Source organism: Sphingopyxis sp. QXT-31, assembly GCF_001984035.1.
In the GTDB taxonomy this organism is placed as follows: domain Bacteria; phylum Pseudomonadota; class Alphaproteobacteria; order Sphingomonadales; family Sphingomonadaceae; genus Sphingopyxis.
On record NZ_CP019449.1, the window covers coordinates 68,871 to 94,666 of the forward strand.

Consider the following 25,796-nt stretch of genomic DNA (forward strand, 5'->3'; position numbering starts at 1 on the left):
GTATCCTTCCCCCATCAAGGGGGAAGGCTTAGCCCGCCAGCCACCTGATCTTAACCCCTGCCTGCTAGCCTGACCCCGATGACGGTCCATCCCGCCTTTCCGGTCGACACCGCCCCCGTGTCCGCCGGCGCCGCGCCGCTGACGGTGCGCGTCGTCGATCCGCTCGCGCTGTCGCCGCCGCTCGCCGCGGCGTGGGATGCTTTGGCCAAGGCGGCGAGCGAGCCCAATCCCTTTGCCGAGCGCTGGTGCCTGCAATCGGCGCTGCACCTGCTCGACCCCGAGCGGCATACGCGGCTGGTGATGGTGCAGTGCGGCGCCGACGGCCCCGTGATCGGCGTAATGCCGCTGGCCCCCGCGATGCGCTATGGCCGGCTTCGGCTGCGCCATGTCGCGGGCTGGGCGCATCCCAATCATTTCCACGGCGCTCCGCTCGTCCGTGCGGGTTTCGAAAGCCTCTTCTGGTCGATCCTGCTCGGCTGGTGCGATGCCGCGCCCTGGGCAAAGACCTTGCTCCATGTGTCGCGCCTGACCGAGGACGGCCCGCTGCACCGCGCCTTGGTCGACGTCGCGCGCGGGCGCGGCGGCGAGGCCGAGGCGGTGCACCGCGAGGAGCGCGCGTTGCTCGAAAGTATCCTGTCACCCGAGGCCTATTGGGAGGCCGCGGTGCGCGCGAAGAAGCGCAAGGAGCATCGGCGGCAGGCGAACCGCCTCGCCGAACAGGGCGCCGTCGCTTTCCGCCGCTGGACCGCGAACGAAGCGGTCGAGCCGTGGGCCGACGCCTTCCTCGATCTCGAGGCACGCGGCTGGAAGGGCCGCGCCGGATCCGCGCTCGCTAGCCATGGTGAGACCGAGGCCTGGTTCCGCGCCATTATCGCGGGCGCTGTCGAAGCGGGCCGCCTCGACATGCGCGCGCTCGACCTCGATGGCCGGCCGCTCGCGATGCTGATCAACTTCCTCGCCCCGCCGGGGGGCTTTTCGTTCAAGACCGCCTTCGACGAGGATTATGCGCGCTTCTCGCCCGGGGTGCTGCTGCAACAGGCGAACCTCGACCTGCTTGCCGACGAGCGCATCGCCTGGGTCGATAGCTGCGCCGCACCCGGCCATCCGATGATCGACAGCGTCTGGCGCGAGCGCCGCGCGCTGGTCTGGGTCAACGTCCCGCTCGGCGGCGCGGGCGACCGCCTGCGCTTCTCCCTGCTCACCAAAGCCGAAAAAGCCTGGCGCCGCTGGAAACGCGCCGAACCCGCGCCCGCCGAAACCCCTGAGGAACAGGATCAGCCATGACCGCGCACCAAGTCTTCGACCGCCCCGTCTTTCCCGCCGAAACGCTGGAGACGATGGAGGCGCTCTATCCGCTGCAGGCCGGGCTGCTGCACCACCGCTTGCTTGACCATCCCCTGCTATCGCTCGAAGCGCTGGCGCTGCTCGGCGAGAGCCTGCCGGCCTCACAGGTCGAATATAATCCCGGCAATGTCCCGATCGGCATCTTGCCCGAAGAGATTCCCTCGAACGGCCTGTCGATCGGCGAGACGATCCGTACGATCGATACCAACCGCAGTTGGGCGGTTCTCAAGAATATCGAGACCGTGCCCGACTATCGCGACCTGTTGATGCGCCTGCTCGGCGAACTCGAACCCGTCGTGCAGCCGCGCACCGGCGCGATGCTGACGCCGCAGGGTTTCATCTTCATCTCGTCGCCCGGATCGATCACGCCCTTCCACTTCGATCCCGAGCATAATATCCTGCTGCAACTGCGCGGCACCAAGGTGATGAACGTCTGGCCCGCGGGCGACGAGCGTTTCGCGCACCGCCGCGAGCACGAACGCTATCACACCGGCGGCCACCGCAACCTGCCCTGGGACACGGGCTACGAGGGGGGGCAGCAGGCGGTGCCTCTTGTGCCCGGTGACGCCGTGCTGATGCCGGTGATGGCGCCGCATTATGTCGCCAACGGCGACGCCCCCTCGATCTCGCTGTCGATCACCTGGCGCAGCGAATGGAGCTACCGCGAGTCCGAGGCGCATGCCGCCAATGCGGCGCTCCGACGTATCGGATTCGACCCCGCGATGCCGCCGCGCTGGCCGAGCTACGCCTGGTTCAAATCACTGGGCTGGCGCGTGGCGCGCAAGTTGCGGCTGGTCGAATAGGAACCCCCTTGCTTTGAAATTTGCCTGCCTTATCCCGGGGTAACAATCGGGGGCGGGCATGTCGGGTCGAGCAATATTGAAGTGGATTACGGGTGCATTGCTTCTGGCCGGCACCGGGCCGGGAGCGATGGCGGCTGAGCCGGCAGCGAAGGCGGCCGAAGAGCGTCCGGCGCGAATCGCGACTGCCGATCTGGCGCAACTACCAGATTTTTCCGACGTGAAGCTGTCGCCCGATGGCCAGCGCATCCTCTATCGCGGCCGGGTCGGCGGAAAGCCGTTCATCGCCTATCGGCCCCTGAACGACAGCAACAAGGTGTCCTTCGGAATCCCCGACAAGGCAGAGGTGGCCTGGATTCGCTGGGCGGGCAACAGCCGGATCCTGATCGCGGTGGGCATGAACGTCCAATATTTCGGCGAGGAAGCGCGCGGCACCTATCTGGTGCTCCACGATACGGTGACCGGGGTGTCGAGCGTCATCCGCCGCAAGGATCAGGGGCTCGAGGGCGACGACGTGCTGTATGTCGATCCCGAAGGGCAATATCTGCTCCTTTCGATCCAGAAGACCATCTACGACTATCCGTCGGTCTTTCGCGTGACGCTGCCCGACGGCAAGATGACCGAGATCGTCAAGGCCCGGCAGCCGGTATGGGAATGGTATGCCGACGAGGCGGGGATCGTCCGCATCGGCGTCGGCTGGGAAGCCCGGAAGGCCAAATTCTTCTACCGCCGCGCCGCCGAGGAGCGCTTCGAGATGATCGGCGCGGTGCGGCCCGACGAAGAGGACGACTGGATCGATGTCGCGCGCGTCGTGCGGGGATCGGACGAAGGCTATGTCCTCAGCGACAAGAAAACGGGGCGCAAGGCGCTGTATAAATTCAACTACCGGACACGCGAGATCGGCGATCTCGTCTATGGCAACGAAAAATATGACATCGACGACTATTGGTTGAACGACGACGGCTCGGTGCTGGAGGGCGCATCCTACACCGACGATCGCGACCGGGTATATTGGTTCGACGAGGCGAAGAAGAAGCAGCAGGTCCAGATCGACAAGGCGCTTGCCGACCAGCAGGCGTGGGTCACCTCGCGCAGCCGCGACGGACAGCGGATGCTGGTGCTCGCGACGGCCCCGCACGATCCCGGCGCCTATTATCTGCTCGACAGGGCGACGCGCGAGATGGCCTTTCTGGGCGCGCTGCAGGCCAGCCTGCCGCCCGAGCAATTCGCGACGACCAAGGCGGTCTCGTACCGGGCGCGCGACGGCATGGAGATTCCGGCGTTCTTGACGCTGCCCAAGGGTCGCGACCCCAAGGGCTTGCCGCTGATCATCTTTCCCCATGGCGGACCCTATGGCGTACGCGACAAGCTGGAATATGACGCGCAGGTCCAGTTGATGGCCAATCGCGGCTATGCCGTGCTGCAACCCAATTACCGCGGGTCGGGGGGCTATGGCACCTCGTTCGACGACGCGGGGCGCGGCCAGATCGGCGTCAAGATGCAGGACGATCTGGACGACGGGATGGACTGGCTGGCGGAACAAGGCGTCATCGACAAGAGCCGGGTGTGCGTCGTCGGCGCGTCCTACGGCGGCTATGCGGCGCTATGGGCGGTGATGCGCAACCCCGAACGCTATCGCTGCGCCGCCAGCTTCGCCGGCGTCACCGACTGGGCGGCGATCCTGAAATATGACCGGCGCTTCTTCTCGAAGAAGGGCCGGGCCAAATGGGAAGCGCGGGTGACCGGCGACGCCACGCTGGACCTGTCGTCGGTGTCGCCGATCCAGCAGGTCGCGCGGTTGACCCGGCCGGTGCTGATCGCGCATGGTGACGACGACAGCATCGTGCCGGTCAGCCAGTCGAAGAAGCTGGTGGCCGCGCTCAAGAAATCCGGAAACCTCGATTTCGAATATCGGGAATATCCGGGGGAGGGGCATGGCTTCTCGGATCCCGCGAACCAGAAGGACTGGTTCGACCGGCTCGACGCCTTCCTCGCGAAGCATAATCCGGCGGGGTGACAGACCGCTTCCCATCGCCCCGATTTGCGGCTATGGGCGCGCATCCTGTTTATTACAGACCGTTTGAGGATTGATGGCGAAAGAAGAACTTCTGGAAATGCGCGGCCAGGTGGTCGAACTGCTTCCTAACGCGATGTTTCGCGTCAAACTGGAAAATGACCACGAGATTCTCGGCCACACGGCCGGCAAGATGCGCAAGAACCGCATTCGCGTTCTCGTCGGCGACGAAGTGCTCGTCGAACTGACCCCCTATGACCTGACCAAGGGTCGGATCACCTATCGCTTCAAGTGAGCGGCGCGGCTACGATGCCCGCGCTCGTTCTCGCTTCGACGTCGCCGCGGAGGCTCGAACTGCTCGCGCGCATCGGCGTGACGCCGGCGCGCATCGCGGCCCCCGAAATCGACGAAACGCCGTTGAAGGGCGAGCTGCCGCGCGCCTATGTCGCGCGGCTTGCGGAGGGCAAGGCGCTGGCGGTCGAACGCGCCGCGGACGAGGTCGTGCTCGCGGGCGACACCACCGTCGCGGTCGGTCGCCGTATCCTCGAAAAGCCCGCCGACGAGGCCGACCTCCGCCGCATGCTCGGCCTCTTGTCGGGGCGGCGGCACCATGTCTGGTCGGCGGTCTGTGTCGTCGGCCCCGACGGCAAGACGCGCGTGCGCACCGTCGACACGATCGTCGCCTTCAAGGCGCTGAGCTCCGCCGAGATCGACTGGTATGTCGCCAGCGGCGAGGGGATGGGCAAGGCGGGCGGCTATGCGATCCAGGGCCGCGCCGAAAGCTTCGTGCGCTTCCTGTCGGGCAGCCATTCGAACGTCGTCGGCCTGCCTTTGTTCGAGACGCGCAGCCTGCTCTCCGCCGCGGGCGTGGCTTTTGGCTGAGTGGCTCTACGAGGCCGGGATCGGCGAGGCGCGCGCCGCGCTGGTCGCGGACGGGCGGATCGTCGAGGCCCGGATCGAGCGCGAGGGGGAGGGGCCGCGGATCGGCGCGATCCTCGAAGCAAGGCTGGCCGAGCCCGGCAAGCTGGTCCTCGATGCGCCGGGCGAACCCGTGGCGACGATTGCCGGGCTGCCGGCTGCCATTTCGCTGGGCAGCAAACTCACCGTTGAGGTGACCCGCATGGCGCTGCGCGAACGCGGTCGTGACAAACCGGCGCGCGCGCGGCTTGCCGAGCCGGGCGCGGTACTGGCCGACGGACCCGACCTGCGCGCGCGGCTGGCTGCGAGCGACATTCCCGTGACCGATATCGGCGCGCACGGCCCCGACCGGCTCGAAGCGGCGGGCTGGTCCGAACTGATCGACCATGTCCGCTCCGGCCACTGGCCCTTTCCCGGCGGCGCGCTCTGGGTCGATACGACCCCCGCGATGACGCTGATCGACATTGACGGCGAAGGCGATGCATTCGCGCTCGCTAGGGCCGGTGCCGTCGCCGCCGTGCAGGTCATCCGCTGCTGCGGCATCGGCGGGTCGATCGGGATCGACTTTCCCTCGCTGCGCAGCCGGGCCGAGCGGCTGGCGGTCGACGCGCTGGTCGACGAAAACCTGCCGCAACCCTTCGAGCGCACGGGGACCAACGGTTTCGGCCTGATGCAGATCATCCGCCGCCGCGAGCGCCCCTCGCTGGTCGAGCAGATCCGTTTCGACCCCGTCGCCACCGACGCCGCGCTCCTGCTGCGCCACGCCGAACGCGCGGTAAGGACGGGGGTGCTGACGCTGACCACGCGTCCGAAGGTCGCCGATCATATTGCGGCGCGCCCGGACTGGACCCATATGCTGCAGACCCGCACCGGGCGCCCGGTCGGGATCGTCGCCGATTGTACCATCAAAGGACCGGGCCATGCCCAATAATGCATCCGCCTGGCCGCGTGCCTGCCCACTCTGCGGCAAGCCGCGCGCCGAGGAGCACAAGCCTTTCTGCAGCCGCGGCTGCCGCGACCGCGACCTGCTCAACTGGTTCGGCGAGGACTATCGCGTGCCCGCCGACCAGCCGCCCGACGGCATCGCCGACGTCGACAATTTCACCGACGAATAGGCGCAAAATAAGCGCAACAAAGGTGCTGGACAGGACGCGAAGCCCTGCCTATAGCCGCCGCTCGCCAGCGGCCCGGTCGGTCCGCGAGGCCCGTGCCTGGGTAGCTCAGTTGGTAGAGCATGCGACTGAAAATCGCAGTGTCGGCGGTTCGATCCCGTCCCCAGGCACCATTATTTCAGGGCAAGGGCAATTTGGCTTCGGGCAGTGCAAGCAGCTCGTCCTTCGTCATCGAGGTGGCGAGATCGGTTTCATTGTCGCGGACGACGGTGGTGAGTCCGAGCACCGGCAGTTCGACATAGCGGTCGGGATTGCTCCCCTCGAGCTCGACCAGCAATCGATCGACCTTTCCGTCAGGCGCCCGCAACACCTGCGCCACATCGCCGACTTCCTTGCCGTCGGCGCCGACGATATCGACGTTGAGCAGCTGCGCTTCGCTGAGTCCGAAAGCGGCGGGGACGGGTCCCGCAACCGTGGCACTTGTTTCGGCCGTCTTTTCGAGCCTTTCTTCGGCCGCATCGTCGGAATTGGTGCAGGCTGCAAGCAAGGTCGCCGAAGCGGCGAGAAGAATGAAGGTGCGCATGCGTTTGTCCTTTTGCAAAAAGATGACGCGAAAACGTCGCCTTCTCCGGCTTGGTTGCCGAGCATGTCAGGGGTGTCCCGTAGCGATACGGATCGGCATCCGAAAACCAGCGGCATCGCTGGGCCGATAGCGATGAAGCTAACCCCGACCGCGTTTCGCGCGACTTCTCCGCACCCTTCGTTAATCTCGCCGCATTCCCGGACGCGAGGCGCTGCCGTGGGGTAATTTGCGGCCGCCCAGTGTTGGCGTCGCTTTTCGCTTTATGTTGCGGTGCAAACTGTTGCTTTTTGGCCACTAATCCCCCGAAAAACTTTTGGGTGACGCCGCGCCGCGTTGACGCGGCGTACCGGGCGATTAGAGCGGCGAGTTCCCGTCGGAGCATCCCCTCCTTTGGCCGCAACGCCACGCTTCGCCGGGTTGGAGAGAGAGACCCCATGACCTTGCGCAACATTTTGTTGGGCGCCACCATGCTGTGCGCCGCGACCACCCCCGCTTTCACCTATGCCCAGGAGGCCGCGCCGGCCGATGGCGCCGCCGCCGCCGTGGAAGACACCACCGATTACGGCAATGAGATCATCGTCACCGCGTCGAAGCGGTCACAGACGCTGCAGGATACCCCGGTCGCCGTTTCGGTGACGTCGGCGGCGCAGCTCGAGGAATCGCAGATTCGCGACCTCATCGACCTGCAAACGTCGGTGCCCAGCCTGCGCGTTTCGCAGCTGCAGTCGAGCGCCAATACCAACTTCATCATCCGCGGCTTCGGCAATGGCGCCAACAATGCCGGCATCGAACCGTCGGTCGGCGTCTTCATCGACGGCGTCTATCGCTCGCGTTCGGCCGCCCAGATCGGCGATCTTCCCAATGTCGAACGCATCGAGGTGCTGCGCGGCCCGCAGTCAACCTTGTTCGGCAAGAACGCATCGGCGGGCGTCATCAGCATCGTCACGCAAAAGCCGCAATATGAGTTCGGCGGTTCGGTCGAGGCGACCTATGGCAATTTCGATGCGATCACCGTCAAGGGCGACGTCACCGGACCGATCGGCGACACCGTCGCCTTTTCGATCGGCGGCAGCTACAACCGCCGTGACGGTTATGCTCAGGACCTGAAGCTCGGCACCGACGTCAACGACCGCAACCGCTGGGGCGTGCGCGGACAGTTGCTGTTCGAACCGACCGATGCGCTGTCGATCCGCCTGATCGGCGATTACGACAAGATCGACGAGAATTGCTGCATCGCCGGCAACGTCATCGCCGGGCCGACCGTCGCGATCACCAATGCGCTGGCCGGCGGCCCGAGCGTCGATGCCAACAATCCCTTCTCGTACGATGTGTACAACAACTTCCTGTCGTCGAACGAGATCGAGAACTACGGCGGATCGGCGCAGATCGATTATGATCTGGGCAGCCTGGCGCTCACCTCGATCACCGCTTATCGTCAGGTGCGCGCGCTGACCAACCAGGATTCGGACTTCACCGGCGCCGACCTGATCGGCGAGAACAGCCAGGATCTGGGAATCGACACCTTCACCCAGGAGTTCCGCGTCACGTCGGACTTCGATGGCCCGTTCAACTTCCTGCTCGGCGGCTATTATTTCAACGAGAAGATCGACCAGAAGAACGACATCCGCTTCGGCACCCAGTTCCGGCCCTATGCCGACCAACTGATCCGCGCGTCGAGCTCCAATGCGCTCAATGTCAATACGCTCGAGGCGTTGCTGAGTTCGGCGAACGGCACCAACTATACGGGCAGCTTCTTCCGTGCCGGTGACGGACTCGACGAAGCCTATACGCTGAAGGACGAAGCCTTCTCGATCTTTGGCACGGTTGATTTCGAAGTCACCGATCGGCTGACGCTGACCCTGGGCGGCAACTACACCAAGGATCGCAAGCGCTTCACCACCAACGTCATCAGCAGCGACGTATTTTCGGGCATCGACCTTGCCGGCTCGGGCGGACGAGTGCTGGCGCAGCAGGCGATCGCAACGCAGGTCGGCACCTTGCTTGGCCTGCCCGCCGGCCAGCTTGCCAGTGCCGCACAGATCCAGGCCTTTGCGCAGGCGCAGCCCGCCGGGTTTGGTCAGATCGTGGCCGGTGCCAACCAGTTCGGTGCGCTCAACGCCAATCTGACGACAGCGCAGGCCGCGGCCGATGGCAATCCGCTCACCGTCGGCAACCCGTTCCTGGCGCTGCGCCCGTTTCAGTTCCTGCCGCCGTTCCTCAACGTGCCGAACGCGGTCGAGCCCGGCAAGACGAACGACAGCGATTTCTCGTACAGCGTTCGCGCCGCTTATGAACTGACCGACACGGTCAACGTCTATGCGACCTATGCGACGGGCTTCAAGGCGAGCTCGGTCAACCTGTCGCGCGACAGCCGTCCGTTGGCGTCCGATCTGCCCGCGATCATCGCTGGCGGGCTTGGCGTGCCCAATCTGGGAACGGGTTCGCGTTTCGCCGATCCCGAAGAATCGACCGTTTACGAGTTCGGCCTGAAAGGCCAGTGGTCGGTCGCCGCGGTCAACGTCGCCGTGTTCAAGCAGTCGATCAAGGGCTTCCAGTCGAACATCTTCACCGGAACCGGCTTCGCACTCGCCAACGCCGGCAAGCAGTCGACCTTCGGGATCGAGTTCGACGGTTCGGTGCGTCCGGTCGACGGGCTCAACCTGACCCTCGCGGCCACCTATCTCGACGCCAAATACGACAGCTTCGTCAACTCGGCGTTCGGCGATCTCTCGGGCACCACGCCCGCCGGCATCCCTGAATTGTCGATGTCGATCGGTGGCACCTACACCTATGAGTTCGCCGGCGGAACGCGCGCTGTGGCGCATGTCGACTATGCGTATGAAAGTCCGGTCCAGATCGTCGAAGGCCTCGGCAACGGCATTCCGCAGAGCGTCGCGCAGAATCTGAAGCGCGAAGTCAACTCGCTCAATGCGTCGTTCACCGTCAAGCTGAACAATGGCTTCGAGCTGGGCGTGTGGGGTCGCAACCTGACCAACGCGCAGTATCTGACGACCATTTTCCCGGCCGTCGCGCAGGCGGGCAGCGTATCCGGCTATCCCAGCCAGCCGCGCACCTATGGTGTCACCGGCCGCTTCAAATTCTAACAAACCGGGGAGAGTGAGGGGCGGTTTGTCCGCTCCTCTCTTTCGGGTCTTTGGGCTTTCGGTTCACCGCCTTCGGGCATGGAAAAACCCGGCCTCTCCGCCGAGAGGCCGGGTTTTCTTTTGGGCGTCGCCGCCCGGGGAAGTTTAGAATTTCACGCCTGCCGCGATGCCGTAGCGGCGCGGTTCGAGCGTGAAGATGTTGGTGTAGTTACCCGACGACTGGTCGGTGACGTACAGGCCGGTGACGCTGTTGGCGTCGAACAGGTTCTGGATGAAACCCTTCACATACCATTTGTCGTCGGTGCCGTTCAGCTGGATCTGCGCATTGACCTGGGCATAGCCTTTGATCTTGTTGACGTTGCCGTTGAAGATGCTGCCATAGCTGTCGCCGGTATAGGCCAGGTCGAAGCGCGGCACGAGCGACATGCCGTTGTCGAAGCCGTTCGTATATTGCGCACCCGCCGAGAATTTATAGTTCGGCGCCTGCGGCAGCTTGTTGCCCTTCAGGTTGACGGGGATGCCGGCCGAGAAGACCTCGACTCCGCCGAAAGCCGGGCCGACGGTCGCCGCGGCAGCCTGCAGGATGCCGCAGATGCTGAACGCGCCGGTCGACGCGATGCCGCCATCCGACGGGAAAGGCGTCGTCCCCTGCAGCCCCGCGCCGCCGCGCACCCCGTTGGCAGCAAAGGCGCCCGCGTTGATCAGCGAGTTGATCTGGTTGACGTAGCCGTTGACCCCCGCGACGCTGCCCGAGGTCGAGGCGACGGCGCAGTTGGCCGCGTTGGTGATATCCTTGATGATCACCGCATCGGCGCGGCCACCGCCGAAATCGCGCGGGTTGCTGCTGAACTCGTCGCCGGCGACTTCGGTGTTCAGATAGCTGAAGCCGAGATTGACGACGAATTCCGGGACGGGACGAACGATCGCCTCGGCCTCGAAACCCCAGATGTTGGCGTTGATATTGTCATTGACCGCGGTACGGGCAACGATCTTGCTGAGCTGCAGATCCTTGTATTTATAGTAAAAGGCCGTGAGGTTCAGCTGCAGTTCGCCGTTGCCGAAGGTGTTTTTCGAACCGATTTCAAAAGCGTCGACCTGCTCGGGCTTGAAGCTCTCCGGCACCGCGAAAATCGGCTGCAGCGGCGGGTTGATGCCGCCCGATTTATAGCCGCGCGAATAGGAGACGTAGAGCAGATTGTCGTCGGTGACCTTGAAGTCGAGCACGGCGCGGCCCGTCAGCTTGTTGAACTTCACGCTGCGCGCTTGGATGATCTGGTTGCCCGGCGTGCCCGGATCGGCGTCGAACGATCCGACGAAGGGCGAGCCGAAGACGGTGTCGCTGTTCAGTCCGATCGGCGTCAGGAAGCTGGCCAGCGTCGATCGTGCCAGCACGCTCTTCTTGTCGTTGTTGTACCGCAGGCCGGCGGTCAGCTTCACGCGGTCGCTGAACTCGAAATAGGCTTCGCCGAAGATGCCGTAGGAGGTGATCTTCAGGTCATCGGTGTTGTTGCGGAAGAACGGCGTCGCCAGGAACGATGGAGGCAAGCCGTTGGCGAAGCTGTTGAATGCGCCGAGAACGCCCGTCAGATAGTCGATCGGGAACGCGTTCACATAATAGCTGTTCTCGGTCAGGTGATAATCGGCGTAGATGCCGCCGAGCAGGAAGTTGAACGGCCCGTCGAGGTCGCTGCTCAAAATCGCTTCTGCCGACCAGCTTGTATTATACTGGTTCGAGCGGTCGAACTGCAGCGACGTCGCGTCGCAGATCTTGTTGCCGCCGAAGGAGCCGAAGCCAGTTTCCTCGGGAAGCGAGGTGCAGAGGTCGCCGTTCGGGCCGTTGGGAATGATCGCCGCGGCGACCGGCGCGAAGTAAGCGGCCGAACCCGGAACAAAGGCAGGCGCGGGCGCGGGCAGGCCTGTCGGAATGCCGTTCGCCGCGAAGAAGGCCAGCGTATTCAGACCGCCGGCATAAAGGGCGCGGTTGCCGACATTGCTGTTGTAGTCCTGCATCGAGTCGAGCTTGACCTTCTGGTACTGGCCCGAAACCTGCAGCGAGACTGGCCCGAAATTATGCTCGATTTCGCCCTGCAGCGTCAGCTCGCTGGTGAAATATTGCGGCGTGAAAGCGGTGTTTACGACGCGCGGGTCGCTGGGGATCGTCGTGTTGGCGTAAACGTCGGGGCCATAGAGGCTACCCAGCGCGAACGCCGTCGGGATGCCCTGGATCGCCAGGAACTCGCGCGAGGTCAGCGCGGCGGTGAAGGTCGCGTTGCCGTTGAACGGCGCATTGTCGCGGCGGGTGTTCAGACAGCCGAGGATGCCGGTCGGGTCGCGCTGGCACTGCTGTTTCTGGATGCGCGTACGATTGTCGCGTTCGTGGAAATAGGAGGCGAGGAAATCGACCGTCGTGTCAGGGGTGGGTTCCCAGCGGATCGAACCGCGCACCGAATACAGATCGCGGTCGTCGATGCGGTTGCCAAGGAACAGGTTCTTCGTATAGCCGTCGCGGTTGAGGTAAATGCCCGCCACGCGCAGCGCAAGGGTGTCGCCGATGGGAATATTCACCATCGCCTTGCCCTTCATCGAATCATAATTGCCATATTCGGCTTCGGCGGCGGCTTCGAAGGCGCCGAGCTTGGGCTTGGCGGTGATGACGTTGACCACGCCCGAGGTCGCGTTGCGGCCGAACAAGGTGCCCTGCGGCCCGCGCAGCACCTCGATGCGCTCGAGGTCGAAGAATTCGGTTTCGAACAGGCGGGTGGAGAAGAGCGGGTCGCCGTTCAGATGGATCGCGGTCGCGCTGTCGCAGGTCGTGCCGACACAAAGGTCACCGATACCGCGGATCGTGAAGCTGGCGCCGGTGAAGTTGGTCTTGGTGAAGGTGACGTTGGGCAGGGTCAGCTGAAGATCCGACGGGGTCTTGATCTGCTGCGCCTCGAGGGCCTCGGTCGAAAAGGCGCTGACTGCGATGGGAACGTCCTGCAGGCGTTCGGATTGCCGCTGCGCGGTGACGACGATTTCGCCGCCGAAAGCATCGCGCTCGGTCTCGTCCGCCGCGTCCTGCGCGAACGCCGGGCTCGCGACCGACATCGCAAGGATCGAGGTGCCGATCAGTGCCTTGAACTTCATATTGTGCCTCCCTTTTTCAGCCCGCGACGCGGGCCGCCCAATTGCATCGTTCAATCGGGAGGGGATATGTCCAGATAGGGCTACAGGCGCCGGACCGCGTCGATCCGGCGCAGGCGCGCGCGCAAACAAGTGTAGCCAGCTGTGCTGGGCATCGTCCTCTCCCACCGGCACCCGGGGACTGATACCGGCATCTCCGATCACGACCTGCTTCGGCAGGTTCTGTAATGCCGGCAAAATTGCGCTTAGTTGACGAAAGCGTCAAGTCACTTGTTCAGCGATGTTGCACAGAAATATTCTTGCGCCTCGCCCGCCGGAAAAAGGTCCGATTCCGCAACGTAAACTTGTTTTGCGACAGGAAATTCTTCGCGGGGCGGGGTTGCGTAATGGCACAATCGCGCCGAAATGTGCGACATGAAAGCAACAGTGAAGGCGCGCGGATGAGCAAAGTGGAAGTGGGACCCGACGGCAAGGCGGTGGTGCCCGAGCATGTGCTCGATGCGGTCCGCACCCTCATCACATGGGCCGGCGACGACGTTACCCGCGAGGGACTGCTCGACACGCCCAAGCGCGTCGCGCGGGCGTGGCTCGAATATTGCCAGGGCTATGCCGAGGAGCCGGCGATCCACCTGTCGCGCACCTTCGAAGAGGTCGGCGGTTATAACGAGCTGGTGCTGCTGAAGGACATTCCGTTCCAGTCGCACTGCGAGCATCATATGGCGCCGATCACCGGCAAGGCGTCGATCGCCTATATGCCCAAGGACCGCGTCGTCGGCATCTCCAAACTGGCGCGCGTGCTCAACGGCTATGCGCGGCGATTGCAGGTGCAAGAGCGGCTGACGGCCGAAGTGGCGCGCTGCATCTGGGACAATCTGCAGCCGCACGGCGTCGCGGTGGTGATCGACGCGCAGCACGGCTGCATGACCGGCCGCGGCGTGCGCACCCCCGGGGTGGGCATGGTCACCAGCCGCCTGCTGGGCTGCTTTCTCGACGACGAGCGCAGCCGCAAGGAAGTGCTGGCGCTGATGGGTTATTGAGACAGCGGGTTTGCGTTATGGTAATCGCTTAGCCGTTTTATCAGATCATCGAGCGCCACCGAATCCGACTCCCTTATCTCCTCGTCATCGGCCCACGAGCCATCGGATTGCAGAGTTCGAATAATGAACCAACGGTCGCGGGCTTCCCAAAGGAGTTGCCGCGCTGGCTTTCCTTTTTTTCTCACCTCGACGTACCAGTAGCCGAAGTTGATACCGTCGAACCGCGCGTGTGCGATCTGCAAGCCAGCATCATCCGATAGCTGGCATGCCCGGATGAAATCTTGGATTGAATTGCGCGACATAATGGAACCCAACTATCATTTTCCAAGGCGCTTTCCCACGACAAAGCCGCCACCGCCCGACATCGCAGCCACCAAGAAAAAGGCCCCGGAACAATCGTTCCGAGGCCTTTTCTGTCTGTGCGATGCGTGAAAGAAGCTTAGGCTTCTTCGCCCTCGTCCGCAGCCGGGATTTCTTCGGCGGCGCGTACCGAAGGCGGCGTCGCGTCTTCGAACTCGTCCTCGCTGTCGGGTTCCAGCGCCGTGGCAACCGCCTCGGCCTGTTCTTCCTCGAACATCGCGGCGATGACGTCGATGCCCTGCTTCTGCATTTCGGCTTCGTCGGGCGAGCGCGCGACGTTGACGCCGACGGTCACGGCGACCTCGGGGTGCAGCTTGACCTTGACGTCGACCAGGCCGAGCGACTTGATCGGGCGTTCGAGCTCGACCATCGCCTTGGTGACGCCGGTCACGCCGTCCTCGGCGAGCGCGTCGACGATGTCGCGCACCGAGACCGAGCCATAGAGCTGGCCAGTGTTCGACGCCTGGCGGATCAGGACGACCTGCTTGCCGTCGATGTCCTTGGCGCGGCCTTCGGCGTCGCCGCGACGTTCGGCGTTGTCGGCCTCGATCTTCGAGCGGTTGGCTTCGAACAGCTTGCGGTTGGCTTCGTTCGCACGAAGCGCCTTGTTGTTCGGCAGCAGATAGTTACGGGCAAAGCCGTTCTTGACGGTGACGACATCGCCGATACCGCCCAGTTTCTCGATACGTTCGAGCAGGATGATTTCCATCGGACCGGCCCTCCTTACTTCACAATGTAGGGGAGCAGGCCGATGTGGCGCGAGCGCTTGATCGCCTTTGCCAGCTCACGCTGCTTCTTGGTGGACACCGCGGTAATCCGCGACGGGACGATCTTGCCGCGCTCCGACAGGTAACCCTGGAGCAGGCGGACGTCCTTGTAATCGATGACCGGTGCGTCCTTCTGGCTGAAGGGGCAGGTCTTGCGGCGGCGGAAAAAGGGTCGTGCCATGGTCGTGTTCCTTATTCTTCGCCGTCGCGGTCACGACCGCCACGTTCGCCGCGACCGCCGCGACGTTCCTGCTTGCGCATCATCACCGACGGGCCCTTTTCGAGTTCGTCGACCTTGATCGTCATCCAGCGGATGATGTCTTCGTTGATCGCGGCCTGACGCTCGATCTCTGCGACGGCTTCGCCGGATACTTCGGCCGACAGCATCACATAGTGACCCTTGCGGTTCTTCTGGATCTTGTAGGCGAGCTGCTTCAGGCCCCAGGTTTCGGTCTTGTGAACCTGGCCCTTATACTCGCCGATGACGTTGGTAACGGTTTCCGCCAGCGCGTCGACCTGAGCCTGGCTCAGGTCCTGACGCGCGATAAAGACATGCTCGTAGAACGGCATGGTCGCGCTTCCTTCATTTGGCCGATCGTTGACCTGCGCCAATCGCAGGCCCCTCCGGCTGTCGTCCTGCCCTGCAAAAATGGTGCAAAGCAAACGGGGCGATGGCTCAAAGCCTCGCCCCGATGCGGGCCGCCTATACAGATTCGGCGGCGGAAAGCAAGGGGAGTTGCCCCTCTCCCCTTGCGGGAGAGGGATGTGGAGACTTGGCAGCTTGCTGCCTAGTCGAAGCTGGGTGAGGGGTTGCGGTCCAAGGGACCGCGCAAGCCGGAGGCTCGCAGACCCCTCATCCAACTGCGCCTAGGCGCTTCGCGCAAAGGCTTCGTATCCTTCTCCCGCAAGGGGGGAAGGAATTATCCCAGCTTCCCCAGCAATTCATGCCCGAAATCGGTCAGCGTATCGTCGCGCGCGCCGAGGATGAGGATGCGGTCGCCGGGTTTCGCTTCGTCGAGCATCGCCGCGCCGCAATTGGCGCGCGTCGTCAGATGCACCGCATCGCCGCCGCCCGCGACGATGTCGGCGACCAGCGCCTCGCTGCCGATGCTGCGGTCGACGGTGCCGCCGAAATAGACGGGGTCGCAGACGTATAATTTGTCGCCGTCGCGCATGCCGCTGGCGAAGCTCGCCGCCAGTTCCTTGCCCATCTGGCGCAGCGGGCCGTAACCGTGCGGCTGGAAAAAGAGCAAAGCGCGGCCCGGCAGTTCGGCCACGGCCGCCAATGTCGCCGCCACCTTGTCGGGGTTGTGCGCAAAGTCGTCGATCACGGTCACGCCGCCCGCCTGTCCGAGCACCTCATAGCGGCGCGCGAGTCCGGTGAAATCGGCGAGCGCCGTCGCCGAATCGCCGATCGGAACGCCCAGCGCCCGGGCGGCCATCATCGCGGCGAGCGCGTTGGTGGCATTGTGGCGGCCCGGCATACGCAGCCGCACTTCGCGCGTCGTATGCGCAAAACTCACGGTGAAACGGCACCCGTCGGGCAGCGCCTCGAAATCGCTGCCGCGCATGCCGGCGGTTTCGCCGAAGCCGAAGCGCGCGACATTGGAGCCCGCGAGCAAGGGCGCCGATTCGGGATCGTCGGCGTTGACCACCGCGATCCGCGCCTTGGCGGCGAAATCGCCGAACAGCGCGTGCAGTTCGTCGAGGCTCTTGTGATCGAGGCTGATGTTGGTGATCACCGCGACCTCGGGGCGGTAGCGCGCGATCGAACCGTCGCTTTCGTCGACTTCGCTGACATAGGTCGCGGGGTCGCCGACCAGCGCGCTGGCGAAGGGCGTGGCTTCGCTCGCAAAGTTGCGCATCACCGCGCCGTTCATCACCGTCGGCTTGTGACCGCTACGCTCGAGGATCCAGCCGATCATGCCGGTGACGGTCGACTTGCCGCTGGTGCCGCCGACGCCGACCGCTTGGCTGGCCGAATTGAACAGCGCGGCGTTGAGGTCGGCGCGCGTCATCCGCGGCAGGCCGAGCTTATTGGCGGCGGCGATGTCGGGCACGCTGTCCTCGACCGCGGCCGAGGCGACGAGCGTCTGGCCGGCGGCGACGCCGCTGCCGTCCTGCGGCGCGAGCGATATGCCGCGGCTTTCGATCCACGCGAATTTGTCGGGGCTGCGCCCTTGGTCGCGGCTGCGGTCCGAGCCCGAAACCTTGGCCCCGCGCGCCGCGACGATCATCGCCAGCGGCAACATGCCCGACCCACCGATGCCGCAAAAGAAATAGGATTTGTTTTCCGCCATGGCGCGGCGTTATGGCCTTGGCGAAGGGTTTGCAACACAGGGCGACATTCCCTTTCCGTTCGCATCGAGCGAAGTCGAGATTCCCCTCGACTTGGCGCATGCCTTCGGGGTGTCTCGACTTCGCTCGACACGAACGGAATTTGAAGGCCGGTCATGCGCATCGGAATCGTCGCCCCCTCGACCCCCATCCTGCCCGACGACGCCGAGGCGGTGCGGGCGCTCGCCAGCCTCGGTTATCCCGACATCGAACTCATCTTCGATCCGCAATGTTTCGCGGTCCACGGCCATTTCGCGGGCGAGGACGGGCATCGTTTCGCGGCATTGGTCGAGATGGCGAACCGCCCCGACATCGACGCGCTGTGGTTTGCGCGCGGCGGTTACGGCGCGTGCCGTATCGCCGAGGAGGCGGTCGCGGCGATGACCGATGTCGCGCGCGGCAAGGCCTTCCTCGGCTATTCGGACCAGGGCAATCTGCTCGCCTGTCTCTACCGCGACGGCTTCGACCATGTCGCGCATGGCCCGATGGTCGCCGACATCCGCCGCGAGGGCGGCGATGCGGCGGTGCTGCGCGCGCTCGACTGGCTCGTCGCGCGCGATCCCGCGGCGTGCGAGCCGGGGCTTCAGCATGGCGCGCGCCATGCAGCGTTCAACCTGATGACGCTATCGATGCTGCTCGGCACCCCGCTCGAACCCGACCTCGGCGGCCATATCCTGCTGGTCGAGGAGGTCAGCGAATATCTTTATGCGTTCGACCGCGCCTTCTTCCATATCGCGAGCTATCTCGGACCGCGCGGGCTCGCGGGGCTGCGGCTCGGGCGGGTGAGCGATATTCTCGACAACGATCGTCCGTTCGGCGCCGATGCCGAGGAGATCGCGCGCCACTGGTGCGCGCGCTGCGATATCCCGTATCTCGGCCGGGCCGACATCGGCCACGACGCGACGAACAAGGTCGTGCCCTTCGGCTTGCATCGCGGGGGGTGAGGGAATAGGCGCGGCGCAATTCAAAATTACGCTAGGGGACGCAATATGCGCGCATTCATCTTTCCGGGTCAGGGCAGCCAGTCGGTCGGCATGGGCAAGGCGCTCGCCGACGCGTCGCCGGCGGCGCGCGAGGTGTTCCAGGAGGTCGACGACGCGCTGGGGCAGAAGCTGTTCCAGCTGATGACCGAAGGCCCCGAGGACCAGCTCACCCTAACCGAAAACGCCCAGCCCGCGATCATGGCCAACGCCATCGCGACCTTGCGCGTGCTGGAGAAAGAAGGCGGCGTCACCCTCGCGGCCAAGGCCGATTATGTCGCCGGGCACAGCCTCGGCGAATATAGCGCGCTCTGCGCCGCGGGGGCCTTCGACCTCGCGACCACCGCGCGGCTGCTCAAGACGCGCGGGCAGGCGATGCAGGCGGCGGTGCCCGTCGGCATCGGCGCGATGGCGGCGCTGCTCGGCGCCGATATCGACACCGCGCAGAAACTCGCCGATGCCGCCGCCGAGGGCGAGGTCTGCACCGTCGCCAACGACAACGACCCGTCGCAGGTCGTGATCTCGGGCCACAAAGGCGCGGTCGAGCGCGCGGTCGCTATGGTAAAGGACTATGGCATCAAGCGCGGCGTGCTGCTGCCCGTCTCGGCGCCCTTCCATTGCCCGCTGATGCAGCCCGCCGCCGACGCGATGGCCGAGGCGCTCGGCGCCAACCCGCCCGCCGCGCCGCTCGTCCCGGTGGTCGCCAATGTCATCGCGAGCCCGGTGAGCGACGCCGACAGCATCCGCGACCTGCTCGTGCAACAGATCACCGGCCGCGTCCGCTGGCGCGAGAGCGTCGGCGCGATGGAGGACATCGGCGTCGGACATTTCGTCGAATTCGGCGGCAAGGTGCTCGGCCCGATGGTCAAGCGTAGTGCGTCGGGCGAGGTCGAGGTGATCAGCGTGATTTCGATGGACGACATCGAGGCGCTGCTGAAGGCGCTTTAAGGGATTCGCGCAGAGGCGCAGAGGGCGCAGAGAAATTTGTTCACGCGGAGACGCGGAGAAGAAAAGAGAATTGGCGGCTTTGCCGCCCTTAATCCTTTTCCTCTGCGATCTCTGCGCCTCTGCGCGAATCCCCTCTCTTTCTTCTTTCCTTCTCCGCGCCTCCGCGTGAACCGATAATCGCAGCATCGCCGCGCGGTGCCAACGTTGAAGATAAAGCCCTTTTCTCTACTGAAGTAATGATGTATCATCGCCCATCGGTTCAAGCCAAGGGAGAGGCGATGGACGGTTTCACACGCATTTGGGCTTTCGGCCAATGGGCCATCGTCGGCGCGCTGATCGTGTCGCCGTTGTGGTCGGGCGCAGTGGCGCCCGTGGCGCAGCAGATCGCCGCCGCGACGGGCGCTTCGGGTCGTATGCGCGCCTTTGCCAGCGAGGCCGAACTCAAGGCCTTCGTCGCCAAGCGCCAGTCGGTCCAGAACCTCGCCGTGGCTGAATCGACCACCGCCTCCGCCGACGCGGCCTCCGCCCCCGCCGAGCCGCCCCCCGCGATGGCGGTCGCGCTCGAGGAGCCCGCGCCCGCTGCCGCCAGGGTCGATCCCGACGGCATCACCAACGTCCAGACCGCCGGGGTCGATGAGGGTGGCATCGTCAAGAAGCAGGGCGATTTGCTCATCGTGCTGCGTCGCGGGCGGCTGTTCACGATCGACGCGTCGGGCGGCGGTATGCGGCCGATCGCCGCGGTCGACGTCTTTCCCGGCAAGACTGGCGAGCCCGACGGCACCTGGTACGACGAGATGCTGGTCAGCGGCGATACCGTCGTCGTGCTCGGCTACAGCTATGCGCGCAGCGGCACCGAGGTGAACCGCTTCGACCTCTCCGCCGACGGCAAGCTGACGTGGCGCGACACCCATTATCTGCGCTCGGGCGATTATTATTCGTCGCGCAACTACGCCTCGCGGCTGATCGGCGACAAGTTGATCTTCTATGCGCCGCTGCCGATCTGGGGCGAGATCGACGAGGCGATGCCCGCGCTCGCCGAGTGGCGGAAGGGCAAGGTCGGCGCCTTCAAGTCCTTCACCGGCGCGCGCGACATCTATATGCCGCAGCCGTCGTGGGGCGACCCCGACCTCGCGGGCGACATGCTGCACAGCGTGATGATCTGCGACCTCGGCGACGACGACATGGACTGCGATGCGACCAATGTGCTCGGCACCTGGTCGCGCAGCTTCTACGTCTCGCAAAACGCGGTCTATGTCTGGGCCGGCCTCGGCACGAGCTACGACAGCGACAATCGCGCGATGCTCTACCGCATCCCGCTCGACGGCGGCGCACCGCAGGCAGTCGAGGTCGCGGGCATGCCGCTCGACCAATTCTCTTTCCGCGAGGAAGGCGACGGCTCGCTCAACGTCCTGACGATGGCCGAGGGCGGCGGCGATGCGATGTGGGCGCCCGAGCGCGACGACGAGGGCGACATGGCGCTGCTTCACCTCGCCGCGAACCGCTTCGGCGACGGCGGCGAAAAGGTGAAACCCGCCGACTTCCGCGCGCTGCCCGGTGTCGAGGGCTGGGAGCGCCAGAGCCGCTTCATCGGCGACTGGCTGCTCTACGCCGGCGGCCGCGTCCGCCGCGACCTGCGCAAGGAGGGCAGCGAGCAGGCCGCGCTCTACGCCGTGCCCGTCAAGGGCGGCAAGGTCGTGCCGCTCGATCCGGGGCACCAGGTCGGGCGCATCGACATGATGGGCCGCGACGCGATCATCGTCGGCTCGGGCGACGGCGGCGCGCTGACCTTCACCACCGTCGCGCTCGACGGCGCCCCGCGGCTCGCCAGCCGCTACGCCTTCCCCGCGGCGGCCGAGGGCGAGAACCGCAGCCATGCCTTCTTCTATCGCCCCGATCCGGGCAGCGAAGGCGACGACGGGCTGCTCGGCCTGCCGGTGATGCGCGGCAGCGACGACGGCACCAGGTTCCTCGGCAGCGCCGCGTCGATCCTCTACCTCCGCCGCGCCGCACGCGACCTGTCGCTCGCGGGCACGCTCGACGCGCGCCCGGGCGAGCGCGACGACCATTGCCTCGCCTCGTGCGTCGACTGGTACGGCAACGCGCGCCCGGTGTTTTTTGGCAATCGCATCTTCGCACTGATGGGCTATGAGCTTGTCGAGGGCCGCTGGCAGGACGGGAAGGTACGCGAAAAGACGCGTATCGACTTTACGCCGCGTGGGGGTGGCCGGTCGGGATAGAAGATTTGCGCGCAGAGGCGCAGAGGACGCAGAGAGTTGGCGGGGGATGGGCGAGGCGGCGCTCCATATCGACCAAGTTACGCACGAGGTGATCGGCGTCGCGATGCGCCTGCACAGCGAGATCGGGCCGGGGCTTCTGGAAAGCGTCTATGAAACGATCCTTGCCGGGCGCTTGGCCTCGATGGGCTACAAGGTCGATCGGCAACGTCCGATCGACGTCATTTTCGACGGGATTGAATTTCGCGAGGTCGCACGGGCCGATCTGGTGATCGACGACCGGCTGGTCGTCGAGGTCAAATCCACCGAAAATTTGCACCCCGTGCACGCGAAACAGGTTCTCACCTATCTCCGGTTGCTGCATATGCCCGTCGGCCTGCTCATCAATTTCGGGGAGCCGACGTTGAAGCAGGGAATTCGCCGTCTCGTAAACGACCATAAAGACTCTGCGTCCTCTGCGTCTCTGCGCGAAAATCTTGATATACCGACGTCCGGATCGACCGGACCATTGCAAGGATAGACTGATGTTCGATCTCACCGGCATGACTGCCCTCGTTACCGGCGCCTCGGGCGGTATCGGCTCGGCCATCGCGCACGCGCTTGCCGCCCAAGGCGCGCGGCTCGCGGTTTCGGGTTCCAATGCTGACAAGCTGAGTGCGTTTCGCGACAGCCTCGGCGGCGATCATGTCGCGCTGCCGTGCAACCTCGGCGATGGCGCCGAAGTCGACGCGCTCGTCCCTTCGGCGGTCGAGGCGCTCGGCAAGCTCGATATCCTCGTCAACAATGCCGGCGTGACGCGCGACAACCTCATCCTGCGGATGAAGGACGACGAATGGTCGGACGTCATCCGCATCAACCTCGAGGCCAATTTCCGCCTCGCGCGCGCCGCGGCGAAGCCGATGATGAAGGCGCGCTTCGGGCGCATTATCTCGATCACCAGCGTCGTCGGCGCCACCGGCAACCCCGGGCAGGCCAACTATGCCGCATCGAAGGCGGGGGTCACCGGCATGACCAAGTCGTTGGCGCAGGAACTGGCGAGCCGCGGCATCACCGTGAACTGCGTCGCGCCGGGTTTCATCGCCACCGCGATGACCGCCGACCTGCCCGACGCGCAGAAGGAGGCGCTCAACACGCGCATCCCCGCGGGCCGCATGGGCGAGGGCGACGATATCGCCGCCGCCGTCGTCTACCTCGCCTCGAAGGAAGCGGGCTATGTCACCGGCCAGACGCTGCACGTGAACGGCGGCATGGCGATGCTATCGTAAGGGGCTAGCATCGGGCGGAAGCGGTCGTTCCTAGTCCTCCCTGCGGCGAAGCCGTGGGGAGGGGGACCGCCGAAGGCGGTGGAGGGGCCGAGGCCTGAGACCTCGGCCCAGGGCCGCTGCCCCTCCACCATGCTTCGCATGGCCCCCTCCCCATTGCTGCGCGACAGGGAGGATCAAGCCGGGTCGCCATAACTCCCAAAATATCGGCCGGGTCCGGCGGCGGTGCCGGACCCGGCCTCCCTCCCGAGCGACCCTTCGGAGAGGGGTCAGAAGCTCGCGCGGGCGGTCAGGCGGATGTCGCGGCCGGCGAGCGGCACATAATCCTTGGTAAAGCTCGCGTGGCGCCGCGCATCGACGTCGAAGATATTGTTCGCGGCGAGGGTCAGCGACAGATGCTTGGTCTCGGGCAGCGGACGCCAGGTGATCGACGCATTGACCAGGGTGAAGCCCTTGGTCGGCGTCTCGAACTGCGCGACGCGGTTCTGGTCGTCGGTCCATTCGACCTCGGCGCGCGCGTCGAGGCGCTCGCCCTGCGCTTCCAGACCGCCGAGCACGCGCAGCGGCGGGATGCGCGGGACGTTGCGGTGGGCGCCCGCGCCCTTGATCGTCGCGCGCGTCATGTCGGCGGTGACGTCGCCGACGATGTTGAAGCCGCCGATCTGCGCGATCCGCGCGCTCGCCTCGGCCTCGAAGCCATAGACCTTCGCGTCGCGCTGGAAATATTGGAAGACGGGGAGCTCGTCCTCTTCGGCGCCGGTCGCGGCCGAATAGATGAAGTCGTCGAACCAGTTCGAATAGCCGGTTAGGCTCAGGTTGAAGGCATCGGTCTTGAGCTTGAACGAGGCCTCGGCGCCCCAGCTCGCTTCGCGCTTCAAATTCGGATCGCCGAGCTCGAAGCTCTGCGTCGCGACATGGGGACCGTTCGAGAACAGCTCTTCGGCCGACGGCGCGCGCACGGCGCGCGCCACCGACACGCCGAACTTGGCGCTTTCGCTGATGTCATAGGTCGCGCCGAGCGCGCCCGAGAAGCTGTCGAACTTGCGCTCGATGCCCAGCGCCGGGGCGCGGACGCTGGTCGTCTCGAAGCGGCCGGCGGCTTCGAGCCCGAGCGGGCCCGCCTCAAACTCCTGCAGCGTGAAGACCGCGAACTGGTCGGTCAGGTTGCGCGGTACGAAGGCCTCCGCGCCCACCGCGTCGAAATCGCGGTGGCTATACTGCACCCCGCTCGCGCCGCGCCAGCCGCCGCGGTCGTTCTGCGCCAGCTCGAGCCGGCCCTCGACGCCCTTGTTGTAGAAGACGGTACCGACCTCGTCGCCCTCGAACTCGGTGTGCTGGTAATCGGCATAGCCCGCGCGAATGCGCAATTTGTCGAAGAAACCGTCGCCCATCTCGACCTCGCCGCGCAGGTCGGCGCGCCACTGCTTCAACCCGATAGTGACTGGGCCTTCGCCATGCTCATGGCCGTGATCGTCGCCTTCCTCTTCGCCCTCATGCTCGTGCGCGGTGTTCGGGCGATCGGGCACGCCGTAATTGCTGTCATAATAGCTGACCGACACGCCGAGCTGGCCGCCATCGTTGATCAGCGACAGCCCGCCCGCGGCGGTCCAGGTTTCGCTCGCGGTGTTGGGGATTCTGCCGCGGCTGTTGGCCTGCGCGGTCAGTTCGGCGGCCTCGTCGGCATGGCCTTCCTCGATCTCGTGCTCGGCGAGGTGGAGCAGGTCGCCGCGGATGCCCGGCGCATAGACATAGCCGCCGGCGCGCGCGTCGCCGGTCTTGCGCCAGCTGCCGTCGACATGCGCGACGAGGTTCGGCGCCAGCGCGACGTCGATCGAACTGCCGATGTTGCGGTCGTTCGCGTTGGTCGCATAGCCGCCGATCGCGTCGATATGGACATGGTCGGTCGGCACTTTCCTGGGAATCCGCCGGTCGAACAGGTTGACCGCGCCGCCGATGGCCTGGCTGCCGAACAGCAGCACCGCGGGGCCGCGCAATATCTCGATGCGCTCGACGGTCAGCGGGTCGATCGTGACGGCATGGTCGGCGGAGGTGTTCGACACGTCGATCGACCCGATGCCGTCGGTCAGCACGCGCACGCGCTCGCCCGAAAAGCCGCGCAGCACCGGGCGCGAGGCGCCGGGGGCGAAGCTGGTCGCCGACACGCCGGGCTGGCGGGTCAGCGTGTCGCCGATCTGCCCGCGGATGTCGCGCGCCAGTTCCTCGCCCTCGAGCACCGAGACGTTGCCCAGGATATCGAGGCTGCGGACATAGGGCGCGGTGACGATGATCGGGTCGCCGGTGTGGACATCGTCGTCGCTGCCGGCGGCGCCGCGCTCCTGCGCGAAAGCGGGGGCGGCGAGGACCAGCCCGAGGGAAAAGGCGGCGGAAGCAAGCAAGCGCATGGGGAGATTTTTCCTGTTCTGGTTGGCGACTATTGCGGCGGCAGTAATGATATACTGTTACAATGGCAAGGACCGGTTCGTGCGGTTCGTCGGGACCAGGGGGCCGTCCGTCGATGGAGAGGGGTGGTTTTCGGGCGGCAGGCGCCGAAGGCCATCATGATATTCGCGCAGAGGCGCAGAGGCCGCAGGGAGGAAAAGCCATCCTCTCTGCGGCCTCTGCGCCTCTGCGCGAATTGAATATTGGAGATGCGGTTCGGTCGCTTTCGGGCGTCAACGGACAAACTGCTCTATAAATCCCGTTCGTGTCGAGCGAAGTCGAGACACCCATGGGGAGCGCATGCCTTCGCGTGTCTCGACTTCGCTCGACACGAACGGAGAAAGAGGAAGGTCTGTTCGGCAAAGCCCGTCCTGCCCCCACCCAACACAAGCTGTCTTGCGACGCACGGGCCGCCGCCCTAGATCAGGCGC

22 protein-coding genes and 1 tRNA gene are annotated in these 25,796 nt (G+C 65.2%); 15 read left to right on the forward strand and 8 right to left on the reverse strand.

Annotated features, from left to right (window positions below):
- The first annotated feature begins 78 nt into the window (after positions 1-78).
- The 8 genes from BWQ93_RS00350 to BWQ93_RS00385 all read left to right on the forward strand — a co-directional run bounded on the left by BWQ93_RS00350 (position 79) and on the right by BWQ93_RS00385 (position 6,361).
- Positions 79-1,284 carry a GNAT family N-acetyltransferase gene (locus BWQ93_RS00350; protein ID WP_077028785.1) on the forward strand — a complete coding sequence of 402 codons (1,206 nt, stop codon included), beginning with the start codon at positions 79-81 and terminating at the stop codon, positions 1,282-1,284.
- A complete protein-coding gene (locus tag BWQ93_RS00355) occupies positions 1,281-2,147 on the forward strand; it encodes a cupin-like domain-containing protein (protein WP_077028786.1) in 867 nt (288 codons plus the stop codon). Before BWQ93_RS00350 ends, BWQ93_RS00355 begins: the two co-directional genes overlap by 4 nt.
- A gap of 58 nt (positions 2,148-2,205) precedes the next feature.
- Positions 2,206-4,161 (forward strand): alpha/beta hydrolase family protein, encoded by a 1,956-nt coding sequence (locus tag BWQ93_RS00360; RefSeq protein ID WP_156878070.1) that lies wholly within the window; start codon positions 2,206-2,208, stop codon positions 4,159-4,161.
- A 73-nt stretch (positions 4,162-4,234) separates the two neighbouring features.
- The gene (gene infA / locus BWQ93_RS00365; RefSeq protein ID WP_010162480.1) at positions 4,235-4,453 is read left to right on the forward strand and encodes a translation initiation factor IF-1; all 219 of its coding nucleotides are present in this window, start codon (positions 4,235-4,237) and stop codon (positions 4,451-4,453) included.
- 14 nt (positions 4,454-4,467) lie between these two features.
- Positions 4,468-5,040 (forward strand): Maf family protein, encoded by a 573-nt coding sequence (locus tag BWQ93_RS00370; protein ID WP_077028788.1) that lies wholly within the window; start codon positions 4,468-4,470, stop codon positions 5,038-5,040.
- Positions 5,033-6,007: a ribonuclease gene (locus BWQ93_RS00375; RefSeq protein ID WP_077028789.1), complete on the forward strand. Its 975-nt coding sequence runs from the start codon at positions 5,033-5,035 to the stop codon at positions 6,005-6,007. The genes BWQ93_RS00370 and BWQ93_RS00375 overlap by 8 nt, the downstream gene beginning before the upstream one ends.
- The gene (locus tag BWQ93_RS00380) at positions 5,997-6,191 is read left to right on the forward strand and encodes a DNA gyrase inhibitor YacG (RefSeq protein WP_077028790.1); all 195 of its coding nucleotides are present in this window, start codon (positions 5,997-5,999) and stop codon (positions 6,189-6,191) included. Before BWQ93_RS00375 ends, BWQ93_RS00380 begins: the two co-directional genes overlap by 11 nt.
- A gap of 94 nt (positions 6,192-6,285) precedes the next feature.
- A tRNA-Phe gene (locus tag BWQ93_RS00385) sits at positions 6,286-6,361 on the forward strand.
- 5 nt (positions 6,362-6,366) lie between these two features.
- Here BWQ93_RS00385 and BWQ93_RS00390 read toward each other — a convergent pair.
- On the reverse strand, positions 6,367-6,771 hold the full coding sequence (locus BWQ93_RS00390) for a hypothetical protein (protein WP_077028791.1): 405 nt from the start codon (positions 6,769-6,771) through the stop codon (positions 6,367-6,369).
- A 434-nt stretch (positions 6,772-7,205) separates the two neighbouring features.
- On the opposite strand from BWQ93_RS00390, the gene BWQ93_RS00395 reads away from it, so the two are divergent.
- On the forward strand, positions 7,206-9,875 hold the full coding sequence (locus BWQ93_RS00395) for a TonB-dependent receptor (protein WP_077028792.1): 2,670 nt from the start codon (positions 7,206-7,208) through the stop codon (positions 9,873-9,875).
- A gap of 144 nt (positions 9,876-10,019) precedes the next feature.
- On the opposite strand, the gene BWQ93_RS00400 is transcribed toward BWQ93_RS00395, so the two are convergent.
- A complete protein-coding gene (locus BWQ93_RS00400) occupies positions 10,020-13,004 on the reverse strand; it encodes a TonB-dependent receptor (protein WP_077028793.1) in 2,985 nt (994 codons plus the stop codon).
- Between the two features lie 437 nt (positions 13,005-13,441).
- Here BWQ93_RS00400 and folE point away from each other — a divergent pair, with 437 nt between their 5' ends.
- A complete protein-coding gene (folE, locus tag BWQ93_RS00405) occupies positions 13,442-14,038 on the forward strand; it encodes a GTP cyclohydrolase I FolE (RefSeq protein ID WP_077028794.1) in 597 nt (198 codons plus the stop codon).
- On the opposite strand, the gene BWQ93_RS00410 is transcribed toward folE, so the two are convergent.
- The 5 genes from BWQ93_RS00410 to BWQ93_RS00430 all read right to left on the reverse strand — a co-directional run bounded on the left by BWQ93_RS00410 (position 14,032) and on the right by BWQ93_RS00430 (position 17,465).
- Complete coding sequence (locus BWQ93_RS00410) at positions 14,032-14,280, reverse strand: hypothetical protein (protein ID WP_232314694.1); 249 nt, start codon at positions 14,278-14,280, stop codon at positions 14,032-14,034. The two genes, folE and BWQ93_RS00410, sit on opposite strands and share 7 nt — an antisense overlap.
- Positions 14,281-14,477: 197 nt before the next feature.
- Complete coding sequence (gene rplI / locus BWQ93_RS00415) at positions 14,478-15,107, reverse strand: 50S ribosomal protein L9 (protein ID WP_077028796.1); 630 nt, start codon at positions 15,105-15,107, stop codon at positions 14,478-14,480.
- 14 nt (positions 15,108-15,121) lie between these two features.
- Positions 15,122-15,346, reverse strand: a complete 225-nt coding sequence (gene rpsR, locus BWQ93_RS00420; RefSeq protein WP_037517582.1) for a 30S ribosomal protein S18 — start codon at positions 15,344-15,346, stop codon at positions 15,122-15,124.
- An 11-nt stretch (positions 15,347-15,357) separates the two neighbouring features.
- Positions 15,358-15,735: a 30S ribosomal protein S6 gene (rpsF, locus tag BWQ93_RS00425; protein WP_077032110.1), complete on the reverse strand. Its 378-nt coding sequence runs from the start codon at positions 15,733-15,735 to the stop codon at positions 15,358-15,360.
- Between the two features lie 350 nt (positions 15,736-16,085).
- Positions 16,086-17,465 (reverse strand): Mur ligase family protein, encoded by a 1,380-nt coding sequence (locus BWQ93_RS00430; protein ID WP_077028797.1) that lies wholly within the window; start codon positions 17,463-17,465, stop codon positions 16,086-16,088.
- Between the two features lie 153 nt (positions 17,466-17,618).
- On the opposite strand from BWQ93_RS00430, the gene BWQ93_RS00435 reads away from it, so the two are divergent.
- The 5 genes from BWQ93_RS00435 to fabG all read left to right on the forward strand — a co-directional run bounded on the left by BWQ93_RS00435 (position 17,619) and on the right by fabG (position 22,929).
- A complete protein-coding gene (locus BWQ93_RS00435; protein WP_077028798.1) occupies positions 17,619-18,446 on the forward strand; it encodes an LD-carboxypeptidase in 828 nt (275 codons plus the stop codon).
- Between the two features lie 45 nt (positions 18,447-18,491).
- On the forward strand, positions 18,492-19,430 hold the full coding sequence (gene fabD / locus BWQ93_RS00440) for an ACP S-malonyltransferase (RefSeq protein WP_077028799.1): 939 nt from the start codon (positions 18,492-18,494) through the stop codon (positions 19,428-19,430).
- Between the two features lie 278 nt (positions 19,431-19,708).
- Complete coding sequence (locus BWQ93_RS00445; protein ID WP_077028800.1) at positions 19,709-21,667, forward strand: beta-propeller domain-containing protein; 1,959 nt, start codon at positions 19,709-19,711, stop codon at positions 21,665-21,667.
- A 46-nt stretch (positions 21,668-21,713) separates the two neighbouring features.
- Positions 21,714-22,184 (forward strand): GxxExxY protein, encoded by a 471-nt coding sequence (locus BWQ93_RS00450; protein ID WP_077028801.1) that lies wholly within the window; start codon positions 21,714-21,716, stop codon positions 22,182-22,184.
- A 4-nt stretch (positions 22,185-22,188) separates the two neighbouring features.
- Positions 22,189-22,929, forward strand: coding sequence for a 3-oxoacyl-[acyl-carrier-protein] reductase (fabG, locus tag BWQ93_RS00455; RefSeq protein ID WP_077028802.1), 741 nt, complete (start codon positions 22,189-22,191; stop codon positions 22,927-22,929).
- 266 nt (positions 22,930-23,195) lie between these two features.
- Here fabG and BWQ93_RS00460 read toward each other — a convergent pair whose 3' ends face one another.
- Complete coding sequence (locus tag BWQ93_RS00460; RefSeq protein ID WP_077028803.1) at positions 23,196-25,328, reverse strand: TonB-dependent receptor; 2,133 nt, start codon at positions 25,326-25,328, stop codon at positions 23,196-23,198.
- Positions 25,329-25,796: the final 468 nt, after the last annotated feature.